Annotated in this window: 14 protein-coding genes; 8 read left to right on the top strand and 6 right to left on the bottom strand. The window is 60.0% G+C overall.

All coding sequences use genetic code 11. From position 1 onward, the window contains the following. Positions 1 to 44 precede the first annotated feature (44 nt). From ACKUTP_RS04870 to ACKUTP_RS04895, 6 genes are all read right to left on the bottom strand, one after another. On the bottom strand, positions 45 to 887 hold the full coding sequence (locus ACKUTP_RS04870; protein WP_409063667.1) for a Cof-type HAD-IIB family hydrolase: 843 nt from the start codon (positions 885 to 887) through the stop codon (positions 45 to 47). 86 nt (positions 888 to 973) lie between these two features. Then, on the bottom strand, positions 974 to 2,392 hold the full coding sequence (locus ACKUTP_RS04875) for a citrate synthase (protein ID WP_409063668.1): 1,419 nt from the start codon (positions 2,390 to 2,392) through the stop codon (positions 974 to 976). Between the two features lie 77 nt (positions 2,393 to 2,469). After that, a complete protein-coding gene (locus ACKUTP_RS04880) occupies positions 2,470 to 2,757 on the bottom strand; it encodes an ACT domain-containing protein (RefSeq protein ID WP_006235289.1) in 288 nt (95 codons plus the stop codon). 394 nt (positions 2,758 to 3,151) lie between these two features. Further along, positions 3,152 to 3,859 carry a site-specific integrase gene (locus tag ACKUTP_RS04885; protein ID WP_409063878.1) on the bottom strand — a complete coding sequence of 236 codons (708 nt, stop codon included), beginning with the start codon at positions 3,857 to 3,859 and terminating at the stop codon, positions 3,152 to 3,154. Between the two features lie 18 nt (positions 3,860 to 3,877). Beyond that, on the bottom strand, positions 3,878 to 4,129 hold the full coding sequence (locus ACKUTP_RS04890; protein ID WP_006235292.1) for a helix-turn-helix transcriptional regulator: 252 nt from the start codon (positions 4,127 to 4,129) through the stop codon (positions 3,878 to 3,880). Positions 4,130 to 4,138: 9 nt separating this feature from the next. Then, a complete protein-coding gene (locus ACKUTP_RS04895) occupies positions 4,139 to 4,651 on the bottom strand; it encodes a hypothetical protein (protein WP_147336061.1) in 513 nt (170 codons plus the stop codon). 552 nt (positions 4,652 to 5,203) lie between these two features. Here ACKUTP_RS04895 and ACKUTP_RS04900 point away from each other — a divergent pair. The 8 genes from ACKUTP_RS04900 (at position 5,204) to ACKUTP_RS04935 (ending at position 16,599) form a co-directional block, all read left to right on the top strand. Next, a complete protein-coding gene (locus ACKUTP_RS04900; protein WP_117734371.1) occupies positions 5,204 to 7,426 on the top strand; it encodes a hypothetical protein in 2,223 nt (740 codons plus the stop codon). 5 nt (positions 7,427 to 7,431) lie between these two features. Then, positions 7,432 to 8,172, top strand: a complete 741-nt coding sequence (locus tag ACKUTP_RS04905) for an ATP-binding cassette domain-containing protein (RefSeq protein ID WP_117769450.1) — start codon at positions 7,432 to 7,434, stop codon at positions 8,170 to 8,172. 279 nt (positions 8,173 to 8,451) lie between these two features. Continuing rightward, complete coding sequence (locus ACKUTP_RS04910) at positions 8,452 to 10,140, top strand: ATP-binding cassette domain-containing protein (protein WP_409063669.1); 1,689 nt, start codon at positions 8,452 to 8,454, stop codon at positions 10,138 to 10,140. 1 nt (position 10,141) lies between these two features. Continuing rightward, positions 10,142 to 10,486 carry a hypothetical protein gene (locus ACKUTP_RS04915; protein ID WP_409063670.1) on the top strand — a complete coding sequence of 115 codons (345 nt, stop codon included), beginning with the start codon at positions 10,142 to 10,144 and terminating at the stop codon, positions 10,484 to 10,486. Between the two features lie 366 nt (positions 10,487 to 10,852). Then, the gene (rpmE, locus tag ACKUTP_RS04920) at positions 10,853 to 11,278 is read left to right on the top strand and encodes a 50S ribosomal protein L31 (RefSeq protein WP_055285657.1); all 426 of its coding nucleotides are present in this window, start codon (positions 10,853 to 10,855) and stop codon (positions 11,276 to 11,278) included. A gap of 309 nt (positions 11,279 to 11,587) precedes the next feature. Continuing rightward, a complete protein-coding gene (gene secA / locus ACKUTP_RS04925) occupies positions 11,588 to 14,395 on the top strand; it encodes a preprotein translocase subunit SecA (RefSeq protein WP_373093136.1) in 2,808 nt (935 codons plus the stop codon). Then, positions 14,395 to 15,543 (top strand): peptide chain release factor 2, encoded by a 1,149-nt coding sequence (gene prfB, locus ACKUTP_RS04930; protein ID WP_195521201.1) that lies wholly within the window; start codon positions 14,395 to 14,397, stop codon positions 15,541 to 15,543. Before secA ends, prfB begins: the two co-directional genes overlap by 1 nt. A 165-nt stretch (positions 15,544 to 15,708) precedes the next feature. After that, positions 15,709 to 16,599: a YitT family protein gene (locus ACKUTP_RS04935; protein WP_195247200.1), complete on the top strand. Its 891-nt coding sequence runs from the start codon at positions 15,709 to 15,711 to the stop codon at positions 16,597 to 16,599. Positions 16,600 to 16,619 lie beyond the last annotated feature (20 nt).

Consider the following 16,619-nt stretch of genomic DNA (forward strand, 5'->3'; position numbering starts at 1 on the left):
CAACGACTAGTCGTTTAAGAATGTCCCCAATGACTACCCAACGACTAAGCGAGGGCGGCCATGATGGTGCGGGCGACGCCGTCGTGGTCGTTGTCGTATTCGGTGATGGCGTCGGCGGCCTCGCGGTCTTCGGACTCGGCGTTGATCATGGCCATGCCGTGGCCCGCTGCCTGCAGCATGGGGATGTCGTTGATGTTGTCGCCGAACGCCCAGGCGTCGGCGAGACGCTCGCCCAAGTGCTCGCATAGCCACGTGAGGGCCGTCCCCTTGGTGGCGCCCTCGCCCATGACCTCGATATTCATGGCGTACGAACGCGTGACCTCAATGCCTCCGAGCGTGTCGAGCTCTGCTGCGATGGCGTCGCGATCGGCCGGGTCGTGCCAGTACATGGCGATGCGTTCGAGCGTCTCGACCTCGTCGATCTTGCTGTCGATATCCATGTCGATCGGTGTTCGTGTGCGCTTGAGCGAAGCCGCGATGTGGGGGTCGCCGCCACAGAACTCATCCAGACGCCCGTATAGCGAGCGGGGGAGGAAGCACTGCCCATCCGCGAAGATATCGAAGGTCACATCGTGGCCGGCGGCAATGCGATGGATGCGGTGGGCAATGCCACGGTCGAGCGGACGGCTCAAGATGCACGTGGCGCGCGAGGCGTCGGTGGGCGTATCCTCGTCGAGCTGCCAGACGCTGGCGCCGTTGGCACAGACCGCGTAGTGCACGGCGGGATGGGCGAGAATGGGCTCAAAGACGCCCGACAGTGGACGTCCCGTGCAGGGAACAAACTCGATGCCACGACGTGCGAGCTCGTCGAGCATTGCCCAGGTGGCATCGCTCATCTGCTTATCGCTCGTCAGCAACGTCCCATCCATATCGGAAAACACAATCATTCGTTGCGACCCTTTCTACTGGCATAAAAAGCGTGGCCGAGGGCTTGGGTCCCTGACCACGCTCGAGTTCTATAACGGTCCGCGTCCTAGCGGTCGGCGAGCGGCTTGTACTCCAGCGGCTCGATCACCGGACGATAGGCGGGGCGGATGATACGGTGCGCGCAGAAGAGCTCTTCCATGCGGTGCGCCGACCAGCCGGCCATGCGGGCGACGGCGAATAGCGGCGTAAAGAGCGTCTCGGGCACGCCGAGCATCTTGTAGATAAAGCCCGTGTACAGGTCGATGTTGGCGCAGATGGGCTTGGTCATGCCGTGGTCGCGCATCACCTGCGGTGCCAGGCGCTCGATGCGCTCGATGAGCGCGAACTCCTCGCCCAAGTCCTTCTTGGCGGCAAGCGTGCGCGCGTAACGGCGGCACACCTCGGCGCGCGGGTCACTGAGCGTATAGACGGCGTGGCCCATACCGTAGATGAGGCCCGTGCCGTCGAAAGCCTGCCTGTCGAGGATCTTGCCCAGGTAGGCCGCGACCTCGTCCTCGTCCTCCCAGTTGGAGACATGCGCGCGGATGTCCTCGTGCATAGACACGACCTTGGCATTGGCGCCGCCGTGGCGCGGGCCCTTGAGCGAGCCGATAGCCGCGGCGTAGGCGGAATACGGGTCGGTGGCCGATGAGGACAGCACGCGGCAGGCGAACGTGGAGTTGTTGCCGCCGCCGTGCTCGGCATGCAGCATGAGCATCACGTCGAGCAGCATGGCTTCGTCGCGGGTGAATGCCATGCCGCCGCGCAACACCTGCAGGATGGTCTCGGCGGTGGAGAGGCCGGGTGTGGGGTGCGGTACATGAACCTCGGAGCCGCGGCGCTTGGCGACCGAGGCCATATGCGCGAAGGCGGCGATGCGGGGGAGACGGGCGAGCATGGAGATGGCGACGTCGATTTCGTGCTCGGGTGTAATGGCGTCGGGCTCGGCGTCGAAGGCGTAGAGCAGCAGCACGGCGCGCTGAAGCACATTCATGATGCTCGACGACACCGTGGTCATGGGGAACTCGCGGACGTATTCGTCGCTCAGGTGCCTAAAAGCACGCAGGCGTCCGCAAAAACCGTCGAGTTCCTCTTTGGTGGGCAGCGAGCCCGTGATGAGCAGATAGGCGACTTCTTCGTAGCCGTAGCGGTTCTCGGCCTGGGCGTTGTTGACCAGATCCTCGATGCTGTAGCCACGAAGCGTGAGCTTGCCCTGATCGGGCACGACTTTGCCGTCGACCTTGTTGTAGCCGTGCACGTCCGAGATGCGGGTAAGGCCCGCGACCACGCCCGAGCCATCGGCATTGCGCAGACCGCGCTTGACGTTGTGCTCTACGAACAGGTCCTCGTCGTACGGGGCGGTCGGCAGGCCGTGGTAGAGGTTTTCGCTTTCGGGCGAAATCTGACGGCTCGCCTCGTAATCCAGAACCAGGCGGCTCAGGTGATCGTCGAAGCGGTAGTAGATTTTCTTGGCGTCGTAGGCCATGCGCGCTCCTCTCCGGTCCGCTTTGGGGCCGCGCGCTTGGACGATATGACGTCAAGCTGCCCCGAGCGGCTCGTTCGCTACAGGCGGTACATAAAGTTGAAGACGTCCTCGCGCTGGATGGACACGTTGACGCCCGAAAGCTCGCCGGCCTCGGCCAGCGCCTTCTGCAGCTCGGCGAAGTCGAGCTTGGACTCGGCGGTGTCGGCCAGCATGGTCATGGTGAAGATGTCCTCGATAATGGACTGCGTGATGTCGCGGATGTCGACGTTGGCCTCGCCTAGAACACGGGTGACGCCGGCGACGATACCGGGGCGGTTCTTGCCAAGGACGGTGATGACGATACGGGAGGACGAGATCTCGGCCATGGGAAACCCTTTCGCGTGGTTGCGGCGCGCGCGGCGCTCCGCTACGGTACAGTGTTCATCATTGTACCTGTCTGGCGCAAAAAAGGCGCGCTCGCTGCGGCGTTACATGCCTGCAACATGAGCGTAAGGGGGAAGGCCGTACGGGGAAGAGCCGTCTGGCGCGTGTCCGGCTCGTGTTGGGTTGATTTCCGATCTCAGCCGAACACATTGAGCGGACAGGCCGTTCCCGCAGTCAGCCGAACGCCTCCGACGGCTGATTCCGAACTGGAAGCGGAGGGCATCCCCGCCCTTCGGTAGGGGATACCGCTCCGCGGCGCATGCCGCGGGCGGCGCCCCTATCGGACCACCGTGACCTCAGTTGGGATGGGCCCAGCACTGCCGCGTACTCGGTGAGCTAGAGCCAACTGTTCATCTTCACGTCGCGTATGGCGATATTTCGGTCGTCCGGCTCGGTGATGCCGTAGCCGAACGCCTGGAGCGTCTCGATGGACTCCTGGATCCTCTGTTGGAACATGGGACCCGGATCGACCCTCGGCCCGAGGTGCCCGCGCCAAAGGCACGGCGTGGCGCGCAGCATGTTATGGATTTTGGAGATGGGCTCGATGTCGGCGTAGACGTTGAGCGTCGCCATGGCGTCCTTGTGGCCGAGGATCGATTGGAGCGCCTTGATATCGCCGCCTTGGCGGATCCACTGCGTTGCGAACGTGTGGCGAAGGCCGTGGAACGTGATCAGCTCGTCGTTGGTGCCCATGAGGCCGTTGGTCTCCGAGAACGTCTTGAACGCCCTGCGGATATAGCTTGTCGTCGCGAAGGTCGCGTCCGGCTCCGACAGGATGTAGCAGTCCCCGATCTCGACCGCCCCGGTAAGGCCGCGCAAGCGCAGCTTTCCGCAGTCGATCTCGTGGGTCTCCTTCAGGAAGGGGAGTAGGCCGACCGGGTCGATGGGGATACCCCTGGCGTCATGGGTCTTGGTGTCCTTGATGAACGAACCCATTCCCTTCGCGTACGCCACCGAGTGTCTGATCGAGATCAGGCCCGTCTCGAAATCCACATCGCACCACCGAAGGCCGCAGACCTCGCCGATTCGCATCCCCGTGTGCAGGGCGAGTACGACCGCCCTCTAATCCTCGGCGGACCAATCGAGTCCGAACTCCTTTCGGGCATCCTCTTCGCTCATGACTTCGAGAAGGTCTCCGGGTTGGCAACGAAGGGCGAGGCATAGCTGCTCGAGCGTGTTGAAGCGAATGCCGCGAATATGCCCTTTTTTAATACGGGACAGGTTCACGGGCGTGGTTCCAATCCTTTCGGCAAGTTCGTTCGAGGAAATCTTTCGCTCGGCCATGATCTTGTCGAGGCGAACAATTACGGGCATGGCGTTTCCTTACGCAATCTCGTCGGAGTCGAGGTACAGCTCTCGGGCGTACAAGAAGAGCTGGGAAAGCATGAACAGGACGATGCCGAGAACCAGAGAGGTCCAATCGAATGATGAAGCGATCTCTTGGGCGCCGACGGCCCCCTCGCCGCCAAACATCGAAACGGAGGTTTTGAGTGAGCCGGCGTAGAGGCTGGTGGCAGCTTGAACAACGAAGAGAATGCCGAGCACCTTCAAGCATGTCGCAGACCCTTTCTTGAAGGGGTCTGCGCTCTTGATCGTCCACACGAGAACGGCGCTGAGGATGGTCGTAGCGATACCGATGACGGCAGGGACCAATGTCGAGATCGCAAGGGCTGGATACGCGGGGGAGTCTGCAATTACAGGGTTGTCGAGCACTTCGATTGCTGGCTTTAAGGAGAACGCCACTTGTGCGATGGCGGTGGCGCAAAGGGTCGCAGAGGCTATCGCACATGCGATGCGGAAGGAATGAAGCCGGGGAGTGCGATTGTCGGAACTCATAATAACCTCCGAAGAATTTAAAAAACTCAGGTTACTTTTTAACAGTTTATGTTAAATTGACTTTGCCGGCAAGTAATCACAGCATGCTGCAACCGAAATCCCTCTAGATTGGAGAGGATTATGTTCAGTACTGTTAAGTCGTGTAAGCTCTTGGTTTTCCTCGGCCTCGCTCTTTGTCTGTTGCTGCCGGGAGCCCCCGCTTTTGCGGATACCCCGATGCCTCCTTCCCAGGAGAGCAGCCAGTGTGCCCTCGTTGAGCCCCTCGGGTATACGGACGACGTCGTCGATACCTACTGGAGCTACAGCTGTCCTCGCGGCGTAAGCGGGCACAGCATCTCGATGTTCAACATCTCTTACAAGACGATCTCCTACCGAAATGGCTATCGCCGATCCGCGCATCATAGGGAATCCCGCCTCGCTGCAATGTGCTCCTGTGGTGTTCTTGGCACAACTGATAAATGGCAATTTGTCTATAGCACCTACTAGATGCGAGGAAGGGCCGAGCATTTTGTTCGGCCCCTCTGTTCCGACTGGATGAGGTTAAGGTTGGCGATGAATATGCTCAAAATCTCGAAGGCGATCTTTAGGTCGCTTCTCTCCTCCAGGTCGCTCTGTGTTGTCGTTGTTGCGTTGATGGTTCTTTGTGCTCTGCCCGTCTTCAGGAGCGCGGCTGGCATCGACGGACGGGTCGAATACCTCGAGTCGGGAATAACCCGTGTTGAGCAGGAATTGTCAGCATCCTATGCGGATGCGCTTGTGAATGCGGGGGAGGACGGTGTCTATACCTCTTCATCAAGCATGCCCGCGCTTCTGTACCCTCTTGCCGCGGGACGTCTTATCTTGGCACCGCTCTCTCCCCTACTTCCGTTTCTGCAGATATCGGATGGAGAGTACACCTATTATGACGGATCGAAGGAGTACTTGCTATGGGTCGCAACGGCCGTTGCCGTCTCGTTCCTTGCCGCGCGTCTTAACAAACGTGAAAAGCTCATCATCCAGGCACCGATGGGCGAGCTGGGTAGACTTGTTGCATCGAGCGTATGGGCGAGTGTTTTTGCAATGCTTGCCGTCCTCGCCATCAATCTTCCGGGGATAATCGCCGCGCTTGTGAAGAATGGCCCGGGCTCGCCGTTCTATCCGATAGGCTACATTCAATATGCGACTCCGGTTATCAAACCGGCTTGGCTGGTGTTCGCGCAGACGGCCATCTTGCAATTCTTGGTGGCAGCGTTCATCTCGCTTGTCGTTCACCTTGCCGTGAAGATTGCCAATAACCCTACGCTTGGAATCGTGTTCGTATGTGCCCTGATGGGGGTGACGATGGTTCCCGGGTATTACGGAAGATCCATCGCTTTACGTGAGTTCGCCCTGTTGAATCCCCTTACGTATGCGAACACTGAGTTGACCGTCGGCGCCTATAGCCCGTACCCGACAACGCAGATAGTGAATCTGCCTGGACTTTGCTTCGAGCGTGGCGCGATTGCCCTCGTATGCGCAATCGGGATCGAGGTGCTGGCAATTAGCCTGCTTTGCGTTGCTGGAAAGAGCGGCTGCGCGTGCCCGATATCCCCGATTTGTCTTGAGAGAGGTTCCTTCACTGCATCGAGAACGGCAACTCGTTCGAGCGCTTGTGCCTCCGCCGTTGCATACGTAAGAACGATGGGGAAACTGCTCCTGCGTTCTCCTACCCTCGCCGTATGCGCGATTGCAATGTCGACGACGATGCTGGCCCCGGCTCTGGTCGAGATGTTTCCTGACGCTGATAACGTTTCCGCTGTTCGGTATAGGGATGGGGAGCTCCGTTCAATAGATCGGTATCTAGAGCAGAACGCTGCGAATATGGACGTCGAGGGCAAAGCGGCCCTGGAAGACATGCGGGATGCTCTTTCGGGTTTCGTGTACGCGCCTATGCCTGCGGAGGGGTTTCGAAGCCTTGCGACGTACGAGCGCGCTCGAGGTGAGCTGGGCGCGGCAGATGCGACTCTCCTGCAATCGATCGGAATCGAGCCGGAGACTCCTTCTCGTGCGGAGGCGCGCGCCCTTCTGCTTGAGTCGATCGCGAGCTTGCCGGACCCCAAGGTTTACGAGTTAAGTACGAAGATGCCCCCATTAATCCTCCTTTCGTATCTCCAGGCAGCGCTTCCCTCCTTATTTTTGCTGTTGCCCGTGGTTGTCACATCGCTCGCGTGCACCCACCTGCAGTGTCGTTCCCTTCTGGTTCTCCAGATCCCCGCAACAGCGCATGTGCGTTTTCTGACGGCTGTTGCGCTGGCTCTCCTGCTTGGCTTGGTGCTGCTTTTGGTGTCGATGGTTCCCGCTGTCGTTGTGTCCGTGATTAAGAACGGTGCGGGTGGATCGGAGTATCCCGTCGCTCTCATTCGGGCGGGAGCTTCGACAACGTCCATGGTGGGGGAGGCGGTGTTGTGCAGTATTCCGTTGCTGGTCATGGCATACGGCGTGATTTCCGTCGTCGCTGCGTTGACAGCAGCGATTAGCCGCAACCCCGTTGTCACCGGAATGGTTTGCGCGGTTCTCTTGGTGTTGGGTTCGTTGAGCGCTCATGTTGAAAGCGTGGGCATGGGCGTCGCGCTGCTGGCTCCATTCGCCTCGTTTGATCCCGCTTCCCAGGTGGGGACGATTGGGTTCCTTGGGCGAGGGACGAACGCGATGCCTTTTGGAGAGGTCGTCGGCGCATCGGGCGCTCTGCTGGTGGTCTTGGGCGCCGTATCTCCGTTGATGGTGCGCCTGAGTGTTCCAAAGATCGAAAGGGGATGATCTCGATGATTGACCTTCAAACGCTGACGATCTCTTATGGAAAGAAGGTGCTCGTAGATTCGGTGAACGCTGAGTTTGCCCCGGGTACGGTCTACGGTCTCGTCGCTCCGAACGGGCATGGAAAGACGACGTTGCTGCGTGCGATGGCAGGTTTGCCGGGTCCTCGCGTGGACGGGAGCATCGTTCTGGATGAGGTGCAGGGTACGGGTGCGAGAGAGGTCCGTTCTATGATCTTCTATGCACCTGGTGAGGGGACGCTGCTGTATCCCGGATTGCGTGCGGAAGATCACCTCAAGATGGTTTGCGATATGTGGCCGCATGCTCGCGATATCGAAGAGATAGTGGAACAAACGCAGATAGGCGAGTTCGCGAAGATGAGGATCCGCACTCTGAGCCAGGGCATGAAGCAGCAGCTTACCCTGGCGATTGCGTATGCGACGGGCGCGCGGTACCTTCTATTAGATGAGCCCATGAACGCGCTCGACCCCAGCAGGGTGGACTTGCATTCCGAGATTCTCAGGAAGCTGGCCGATTCTGGTACGTGCATCATCATGTCATCCCACATCTTGGATTCGGTCGATAGGCTGTGCGATGAGATTCTGTTTTTGAAGGATGGGAGGCTCATTAGAAGCATTCCGCAAGATGATGCTGCGCCGAAGTCTCCTGGATCCCATTTCGCAAAGCCTGCCGGACGCGCCGAGGGTGCGCTAAGCACGTATCGGCGACTCTACGAAAAGGGCGGGTAGAAATGCAAGTTAAAAATCTATGTGGCCAATGTGATACCGTTGAACCAGCGTATCGATACCGCTCAGCCATTCGCCTCGCCCCCGTCGCACGCATCTTCATTCGGGCTGTCATTATTAATCTAACGATGCTTTGAGAAATGTAGGTGCTTCTAAATGTGCTGTCGACTTCTTCTCAAACTAATCCTAAGAGACAGGGCCGTATGGATTTGTACGCTCGTTCTCGCTGTAGCCTTTTCCGTCCCCATTGCGTTCAATTCACCCATCTACGGGCCCTTCTTTATGAAGCAGGGCATGCAGGGCTTTGTCGACGCATTCAATACGCGCGCGCCCCAGGCCAGCGGCACAGACCTATCTCCAGAGCAGCAAGTCGACGCGGAGCTTGCAAGATACGCGAACGCCGCCCTCGCCGCCCAAACCGACGCCGCCTTTCTCGATTCTGCCGAGAGCTACTACGCGCTCATGGGCGAGGGCTTCCAATCCGGGTCCATCGTGGGAGACCGAGAGACCAATGACGCGGAGCTCGCGTATTGCCGTGCCCTGAGCAGCTCCGGCATCACGGATATCCCGGCCTCCGCAAGCGACCTGCCATTCCTTTCCTTCCTGCCTTACGCCATTGCCGCGGCGCCGTCTTTCCTTCCCTTCATCCCCTTCCTTCTCTCGTCGATACTCCTGCTCGGCGCCACAAGGCCTGCGACCCTGGCGGCGAAGGCGCCCGTGCCCAAATTCCGGCGCCTTATTCAGATCGTGTTTTCGATAATCGCCGCGGGGACCGCGATGCTCCTCGCCGGCCTCGCACCCGGGGGCATTTACGCCTTGGCCCTAAACGGCTTCGGGCAAATTGGGTACCCGATCGCCTTCTTCCATGACGGCGCGCTTACCACCACGACCGCGGGAGACGTCTTCACGGCCCTGCTTCTCGCGCTGCTTGCGGGCGGAACCTTGATATCCGTTTGCTCCGCCGTCCTATCGACCGCAACGAGGCGCGTCCTCGCGGGCCCCCTTACCTCCGCGCTGCTTGTCGCGGCCCCGGCATTCCCGTTACTGTCCGATTCGGCACTGGAGCATAACGCCGCGCTCAATCTCCTGCCGCTGGCCGTATTCTCGCCTATCGAGGCAACGGGTTACGTGGGATGCTTCCCGACAGAATTCATTGGCTCCGGTTCAGGCAGTGCATCGATGCTTGCCGTGGCCCTGGCATACGTCGCGGTCCTTTTTGCGGTCGGCGCCGTTGCGGCACGTTCGCCCAAACAGGCTGGACCCGCGAAAAAGCACCATGGGCTCGAGCTTCTGGACGCGAGCGTGGGATACGGGAGCGCGACGGTACTTTCAATCGGGTCGCTTTTCCTGAGCCCGGGAACGGCGGCGGGCCTCATTGCCCCCAACGGCTCGGGGAAAACCACCCTTCTTGAAGCGCTGTCGGGCCAATTTCCCACCCGCATCCGCTCGGGAAGCCTGGCGGCAGACGGAATCTGCCAACGTCGATCAGCCGAATTTGCAGAACTCGTCTACCTGAGCTCTTCGGGCAGCGCGGATCTCTACCCCACGCTATCGGCCATCGAGCACCTTGCTTTCGTTAGGGAGGCGTGGAAATCGGCCACCGACATCGACTCGCTCTGCGACTCCCTCGGAATCTCCCCATATCTCGACAAGCCGACCCGTAAACTCTCGACAGGAATGAAGCAGCAGGTAAAGCTTGCCATGGCGATATCGACCGATTGCCCGTACCTCATCCTCGATGAACCGCTGAACGGCCTCGATCCGGGAAAGCGGAAAACCTCCTGCGACGCGATGCGCAGCGAGGTGGCGCGGGGACGAAGCGTGCTCATTTCAAGCCATCTGCTCGACGACCTGGCAGACCTCACCGACTCGTTCTACTTCATCGAGGCCGGCACGCTCGTGGAAAAGATCAAGTCGTCCTCGCAGACGCTCAAGCAGGAATACCTCGATACATACGAGCGACGTGAATGACATGAAACTATTTGAACAGCTGAAGTCCAATGCGTCGCGCATGGCTGTCTACGCCATCCTCGTGGCAACGGCTTTATGCGGAATCGCGGCACCCGTCTATGCGCTCAACGGGGAGAAAGGCGATGTCGAACCCGCGTACATGGCTTCGACGGTTAAGGACCGGTACAAAGCCTTCTCTGGAGACACGTTTTACGCAGCAGAGTACGACACGACCTACCGTCAGCTTCGCTACAACAAGGGCTACGACTATCTAGGCGCAGAGGCAATCAGCTATACGTCGGGTTGGTACCGCTCCAACTATGGACACATAACCCAGTTCAAGTGTAACTACCGTGTGTACAACTAAAGCAACCGGCTGGGACGAGGGGCGACGCAAAAGCGTCGCCCCCGTTTTTAACCATGTCAACTGAACCTAGTTCAGTTTGGTTGATTTCCGATCTCAGCCGAACACATTGAGCGGAAAGGCCGTTCCCGCAGTCAGTCGAACGTCCCCGGGGCCCTTCTCAGGCCCCGGGGACGGCATTTTCCCAGTTGAAGGAACGGTGGAGATGTGTTTCGATGGGTCAGATTCGTGTCGTTCCGAAAAGACCGTGAACCTTTTGTGGGACACGCGGCGCCGTGGTACCATAGCCAAGTTTGTTGTCTTGGTCGGAAACCAAGACGCCTTATGCGCTGATCGGTAACCAGCGCCTGACCAATAAGGAGTCCTACCATGAAGCAGGGTATCCATCCCCAGTATGTCGAGTGCACGGTGACGTGCTCCTGCGGCAACACCTTCAAGACGCACGCTACCGTGTCCGAGATGAAGGTCGAGCTTTGCAACGAGTGCCATCCGTTCTACACCGGCCAGCAGAAGTTCGTCGACACCGGTGGACGCGTCCAGCGCTTCGCCGACAAGTTCGGTGGCGCCGCTGCCGCCCAGCTCAAGAAGGCTGAGGAGGCCAAGGCTGCCAAGGCCGCCAAGGCTGCTGAGGCCGAGGCCGCTCGCAAGGCCGCCGCTGAGGCTAAGGCTGCCGAGAAGGCTAAGCGTGCCGCTAAGTTTGCCGAGGAGGCTGCCAAGCAGGCCGCCGAGGCTCCCGCAGAGGCTCCCGTCGAGGAGACCGCTGCCGAGGCCGAGACCACCGAGGCTGCTGAGTAAATAGCTCGCCGCGGAATCACTCGCATTCATGGCATAAGGGCCGTGCATCCGTTTGGGTGCGCGGTCCTTTTTCTTTTTAAATTAGTGCAAACTAACCTGTCCCCATGGCACCACATGGCAGAGAGGCGGCGTTTGCCCAGATAGACCTGCCAAAATTAACCTGTCCCATTGTGGCAGGTTGGTCGTAGTTATTACGTGGCGGTCGAGCTCGACCGTATAGGCCGCGCCTTGTTTGGCTAAAGTACAATCATCTGTGTTTAACTCGCCCGCAGCTGCACGGCGTGGGCGATGGCCAAAAAGGAAAACCACATGGGATTCATGTCAAAGCTGCTGTCCTTTGGATCCGATAAGGACCTTAAGCGCTACTACAAGATCGTCGACCAGATCAACGGTCTTGAGCCCCAGTTTGAGAAGATGACCGAGGAGGAGCTCCGCGGCCAGACCGATAAGTTCCGCGAGCGTTACGCCAACGGCGAGTCGCTCGACGACATGCTTCCCGAGGCCTTTGCCACCGTGCGTGAGGCTTCCAAGCGCACCATGGGCATGCGCCACTTTGACGTGCAGCTCATTGGCGCCATGGCACTGCACGAGGGCCACATTGCTGAGATGAAGACTGGCGAAGGTAAGACCCTCGTCTCCACGTTGGCCGGCTATCTCAACGCTATTGCCGGCAAAGGCGTACACGTCGTTACTGTCAATGATTACCTTGCCAAGCGCGACTCCGAGTGGATGGGCCGCATCTATAAGTACCTGGGCATGACCGTCGGTCTGCTCCAGAACAACATGCCGCTCGAGCTCAAGCGTCCGGCCTACCAGGCAGACGTCACCTACGGCACCAACTCCGAGTTCGGTTTCGATTACCTGCGCGACAACATGGTTACCCGTCCCGAGCAGCGCGTACAGCGCGGCCACAACTACGCCATCGTCGACGAGGTCGACTCCATCCTGATCGATGAGGCCAGGACGCCGCTCATTATCTCGGGCGCTGGCACCAAGTCCGCCAGTACCTACAAGGACTTCGCGCGTGCCGTGCGTGGCCTTGAGCGCGGCGAGGACGTGTCGCACGACATGCTCACCGCCACCGAGGATGCTGAACCCACGGGCGACTACGTCATGGACGAGGCCAAGCATACCATCGCCGCCACCGAGCGCGGCCTTAAGAAAATCGAGCGCCGCCTGGGTATCGATGACATCTATGCCGATCTCTCCGGCCAGCTGGTCAACCACCTGCAGCAGGCGCTGAAGGCCCAGTACATGTTCCACCGCGATAAACAGTACGTGGTCACCAACGGCGAGGTCAAGATCGTCGACGAGTTCACCGGCCGCATTATGGAAGGCCGCCGTTACTCCGAGGGCCTGCACCAGGCCATCGAGGCCAAAGAGGGCGTGCTCGTACGCGAGGAGAACCAGACCCTGGCCACCATCACCCTGCAGAACTACTTCCGTCTGTATGACAAACTCTCTGGCATGACCGGTACGGCGCTTACCGAGGACGCCGAGTTCCGCGAGATCTACAAGCTGCCCGTCGAGGTCATCCCCTCCAACAAGCCCGTGCAGCGCGTGGACCACGAGGACCTGGTGTACCGCACCATTCAGGCCAAGTACAACGCCGTTGCCGACGACGTTGAGCGTCGTCACGCCAAGGGCCAACCGGTCCTGGTGGGCACCGTCTCCATCGAGAGCTCCGAGAAGCTGTCCGCCGCCCTTACCAAGCGCGGCATCGCACACGAGGTCCTCAACGCCAAGCACCATGAACGCGAGGCCCACATCGTTGCCCAGGCCGGACGCTACGGCGCCGTGACCATCGCTACTAACATGGCCGGTCGTGGTACCGACATCCTGCTGGGCGGCAACCCCGACGAGCTGGTGCGCGAGCGCCTGGAGTACGAGGGCCTGACCATGGAGGACGTGACGCCCGAGCAGCTCGAGCAGTTTAACGCCGAGGCCAAGGAGACCTGCAAGGCCGAGCGCGAGCGCGTGCTTGCCGCCGGCGGCCTGACCGTTATCGGAACCGAGCGCCACGAGTCCCGTCGTATCGACAACCAGCTGCGCGGCCGCTCCGGTCGTCAGGGCGATCCGGGCGAGACCCAGTTCTACCTGTCGCTCGAGGACGACCTCATGCGCCTGTTCGGCGGCGACAAGATGGACCGCGTCTCCAAGATGATGGTCACGGCCGACATGGGCGACGACATGCCCATTCAGCACAAGATCATCTCCAAGGCCGTCGAGAGCGCCCAGCACAAGGTCGAGAGCATCAACTTCTCCATGCGTAAGAGCGTCCTTGAGTACGACGACGTCATGAACAAGCAGCGCCAGGTCATCTACGCCGAGCGCAATAAGATTCTGGACGGCAAGGACCTGACCGACCACATCACCGAGGTCATGCACGACACCGTGTACCGCTGCGTGCAGGAGTTCTGCACCAAGGACAGCCACGATGGCGAGCGCGACCTGGAGGGTCTGCGCAAGTGGGTTGTGGAGCTCACCGGCCACATCGATACGCCGAAGTTCCCCGACGAGGATTATGAGGCCCTGGCTGCCGATGTCCTGGCTTACGTAGAGAAGTGCTACAACATGAAGGCCGAGCGCTTGGGCGAGGACCTGATGCGCGAGCTCAACACCCAGGTCATGCTGCGCGTCATCGATACCCGCTGGATGAACTACCTGCAGGAGATGGACTACCTCAAGACCGGCATCGGCCTGCGCGGCTTTGGCCAGCGCGACCCGCTGGTTGAGTACAAGACCGAGGCCTACGGCGCGTTCCAGATACTCGTCGATACCATGTACGAGGATTATCTGCGTACGGTTCTGCGCATCGAGATCAAGGCTGCCCCGCGTGCCGTGGAGCACAAGGAGGAGCCCGCGCTCGAGGGTGCGCACTTCTCCGGTCCTGCCGAGGTCGATGGTGACAACGGCGGCTCGGTGCTGCGCAAGCAGGCGCAGGTGCAGGCCCGCACGGCTGTCCAGGGTGGTCCGGCTGCCGTCAACAACGGTGGCAAGGTGACCACCTATCGCAAGTCCGAGAGCGACGATCCGTACGTCAACGTGGGCCGCAACGACCCGTGCCCCTGCGGTAGCGGCAAGAAGTTTAAGTACTGCCACGGCAGGAATCGTTAATGGCTGAGGCTTTAGAGGTAACGCCCGCCGAGCTGGACGCGTTTGCGGACCGGCTCGGTGAGGTCGAGTCTTATCTCCACCTGGACGAGAAGCGTACCCGCGTGTTCGAGCTCGAGGCCAAAAGTGTTGCCCCTGGCTTTTGGGATGACGCCGACGCCGCCCGTGCCACCATGGAGGAGATCGCGCGCACCAAGGAAGATATCGCTGCCGTGGACACCGCGCGCGGCGAGCTTTCCGATGCCCGCGCCGCGCTGGAGCTTGCCGAGGAGATGGGGGATGACCCCGACGCCGCCGCCCTTCGCGAGGAGGCTGCAGCCACGGCTGAGCGCCTGGCCCGTGCCATCGATGAGCTTGAGCTTTCGAGCTGGTTTACCGGTGAGTTCGATCACGGCGATGCCATTGTGACCATCAAGCCCGGACAGGGTGGTCTGGAGGCCCAGGACTGGACCTTCATGCTCTTTAAGATGTACATGAAGTACTGCCAGCGTCGCGGCTGGAAGGTCACCATCAACGACTGTCCCGCGGCCGAGGTCATCGGCATTGACCGTGCGACCTTTACCGTCGAGGGCAAGGACGCATTTGGCATGCTGCGCGCCGAGGCCGGCGTCCACCGCTTGGTTCGCATTAGCCCCACCGACGACAAGAAGCGCCGCCAGACCACGTTTGCCGGCGTCGAGGTCATCCCCGTGCTACCCGATGATATCGACATCGAGATCAGTCCCGATGACATCCGCGTGGACGTGTACCACGCGAGCGGCCCGGGCGGTCAGGGCGTCAACACCACCGACTCCGCCGTGCGCGTGACGCATTTTCCCAGCGGCATTGTGGTCACCTGCCAAAACGAGCGCAGCCAGATTCAGAACAAGGCCGCGTGCATGCAGATCCTCAAGGCTCGCCTGTACGAGATTGAGCTCGAGAAGCGCGCCGAGGCGCTCGATGAGATCCGCGGACCCAAGACCACGATTGGTTTTGGCAACCAGATTCGCAGCTACGTGCTCTACCCGTACCAGATGGTCAAGGACTTACGCACGGGCGTGGAGACCAGCAATGTCGAGGCCGTCCTTGACGATGGCGACCTGGACCCGTTTGTTATTGGCTACCATCGCTGGGCTACCGGCAACGCCGATGCAGAAGGCTCGGAGGTCTAAAACATCGGGTGGCTTCAAGCCGATGCCAAGCCCAACGGTTGGACGGGTTTGTATCCAGAATAAACCCTGCGCAGGGGTGGTTTTTGTCCGGCGAATCGGTAGAATCGAATACAAGAAGAAGTTCAAAGCGCATCCGTTTGGGTGCGCTTTTTTGAGGGAGGCAGCATGGCATATCGTCTGGACATCAAGCGCATTCTTTCGATGAACTTCTTTCACGACCTGCCCCAGATCATGTTGGGGTGTGCCTTGGCCGCCATCGCGACCGACTTGTTTTTGATTCCCAACGGTCTTGCCGCCGGTGGCGTTACGGGCCTTGCCACCATTATCCAGGCGGTCGGCGCGGCGCGCGGCCTATCGCTTCCCGTTGGTATTCAGACGATCGTGATGAACGCCTTGCTGTTGTTGGTCGTTATGCGCGAAGGCGGCATGTTCTACGTGGTGCAGACCGCGACGGGCTTTGTGCTGCTGGGCTTCTTTACCGATCTGTTCGCCCCGTTTGTAGCACCTCTGGCGGATGCGGACCTGATGCTCCCTGCCATGTGGGGCGGCATTATTACGGGCATCGGTTACGGCATGGTGTTGCGCGCCGGCGCCAACACCGGCGGCTCGGACACGATTGGCCAAATCATCTCGCGTAACACCTCGCTGCCGGTGGGCTCGACCGTCATGGCGATCGATGTTGCCGTATGCGCGCTATCGGCTCCGGTCTTTTCAATCGAAAACGCACTGTATGCAGGCCTTTCGATGGTCATTAGCGGCTACGTGATCGATGCCGTGGTCGATGGTGGCAACAAACGCCGTATGGTACTCATCATCTCGGACAAGTTCCCTGATATCGCTGCCGATATCATGTATGGCCTGGGTCGTGGTTGTACCAAGTTTAAGGCGACTGGCATGTATTCGGGTGCCGAGAAGCCAGTGATTATGGTCATCGTGAGCCGTCGAGAGCTCAATACCCTCAAGACGATCGTGCGCGAGCGCGATCCTCATGCCATCGTGACGGTTGCCGACGTTACGGAAGCCTTCGGCGAGGGATTCAAGGACATTAGCGCGTAGGGTCGATCGCGTTCCATCCA

Source organism: Collinsella sp. wc0529 (genome assembly GCF_046116875.1).
In the GTDB taxonomy this organism is placed as follows: domain Bacteria; phylum Actinomycetota; class Coriobacteriia; order Coriobacteriales; family Coriobacteriaceae; genus Collinsella.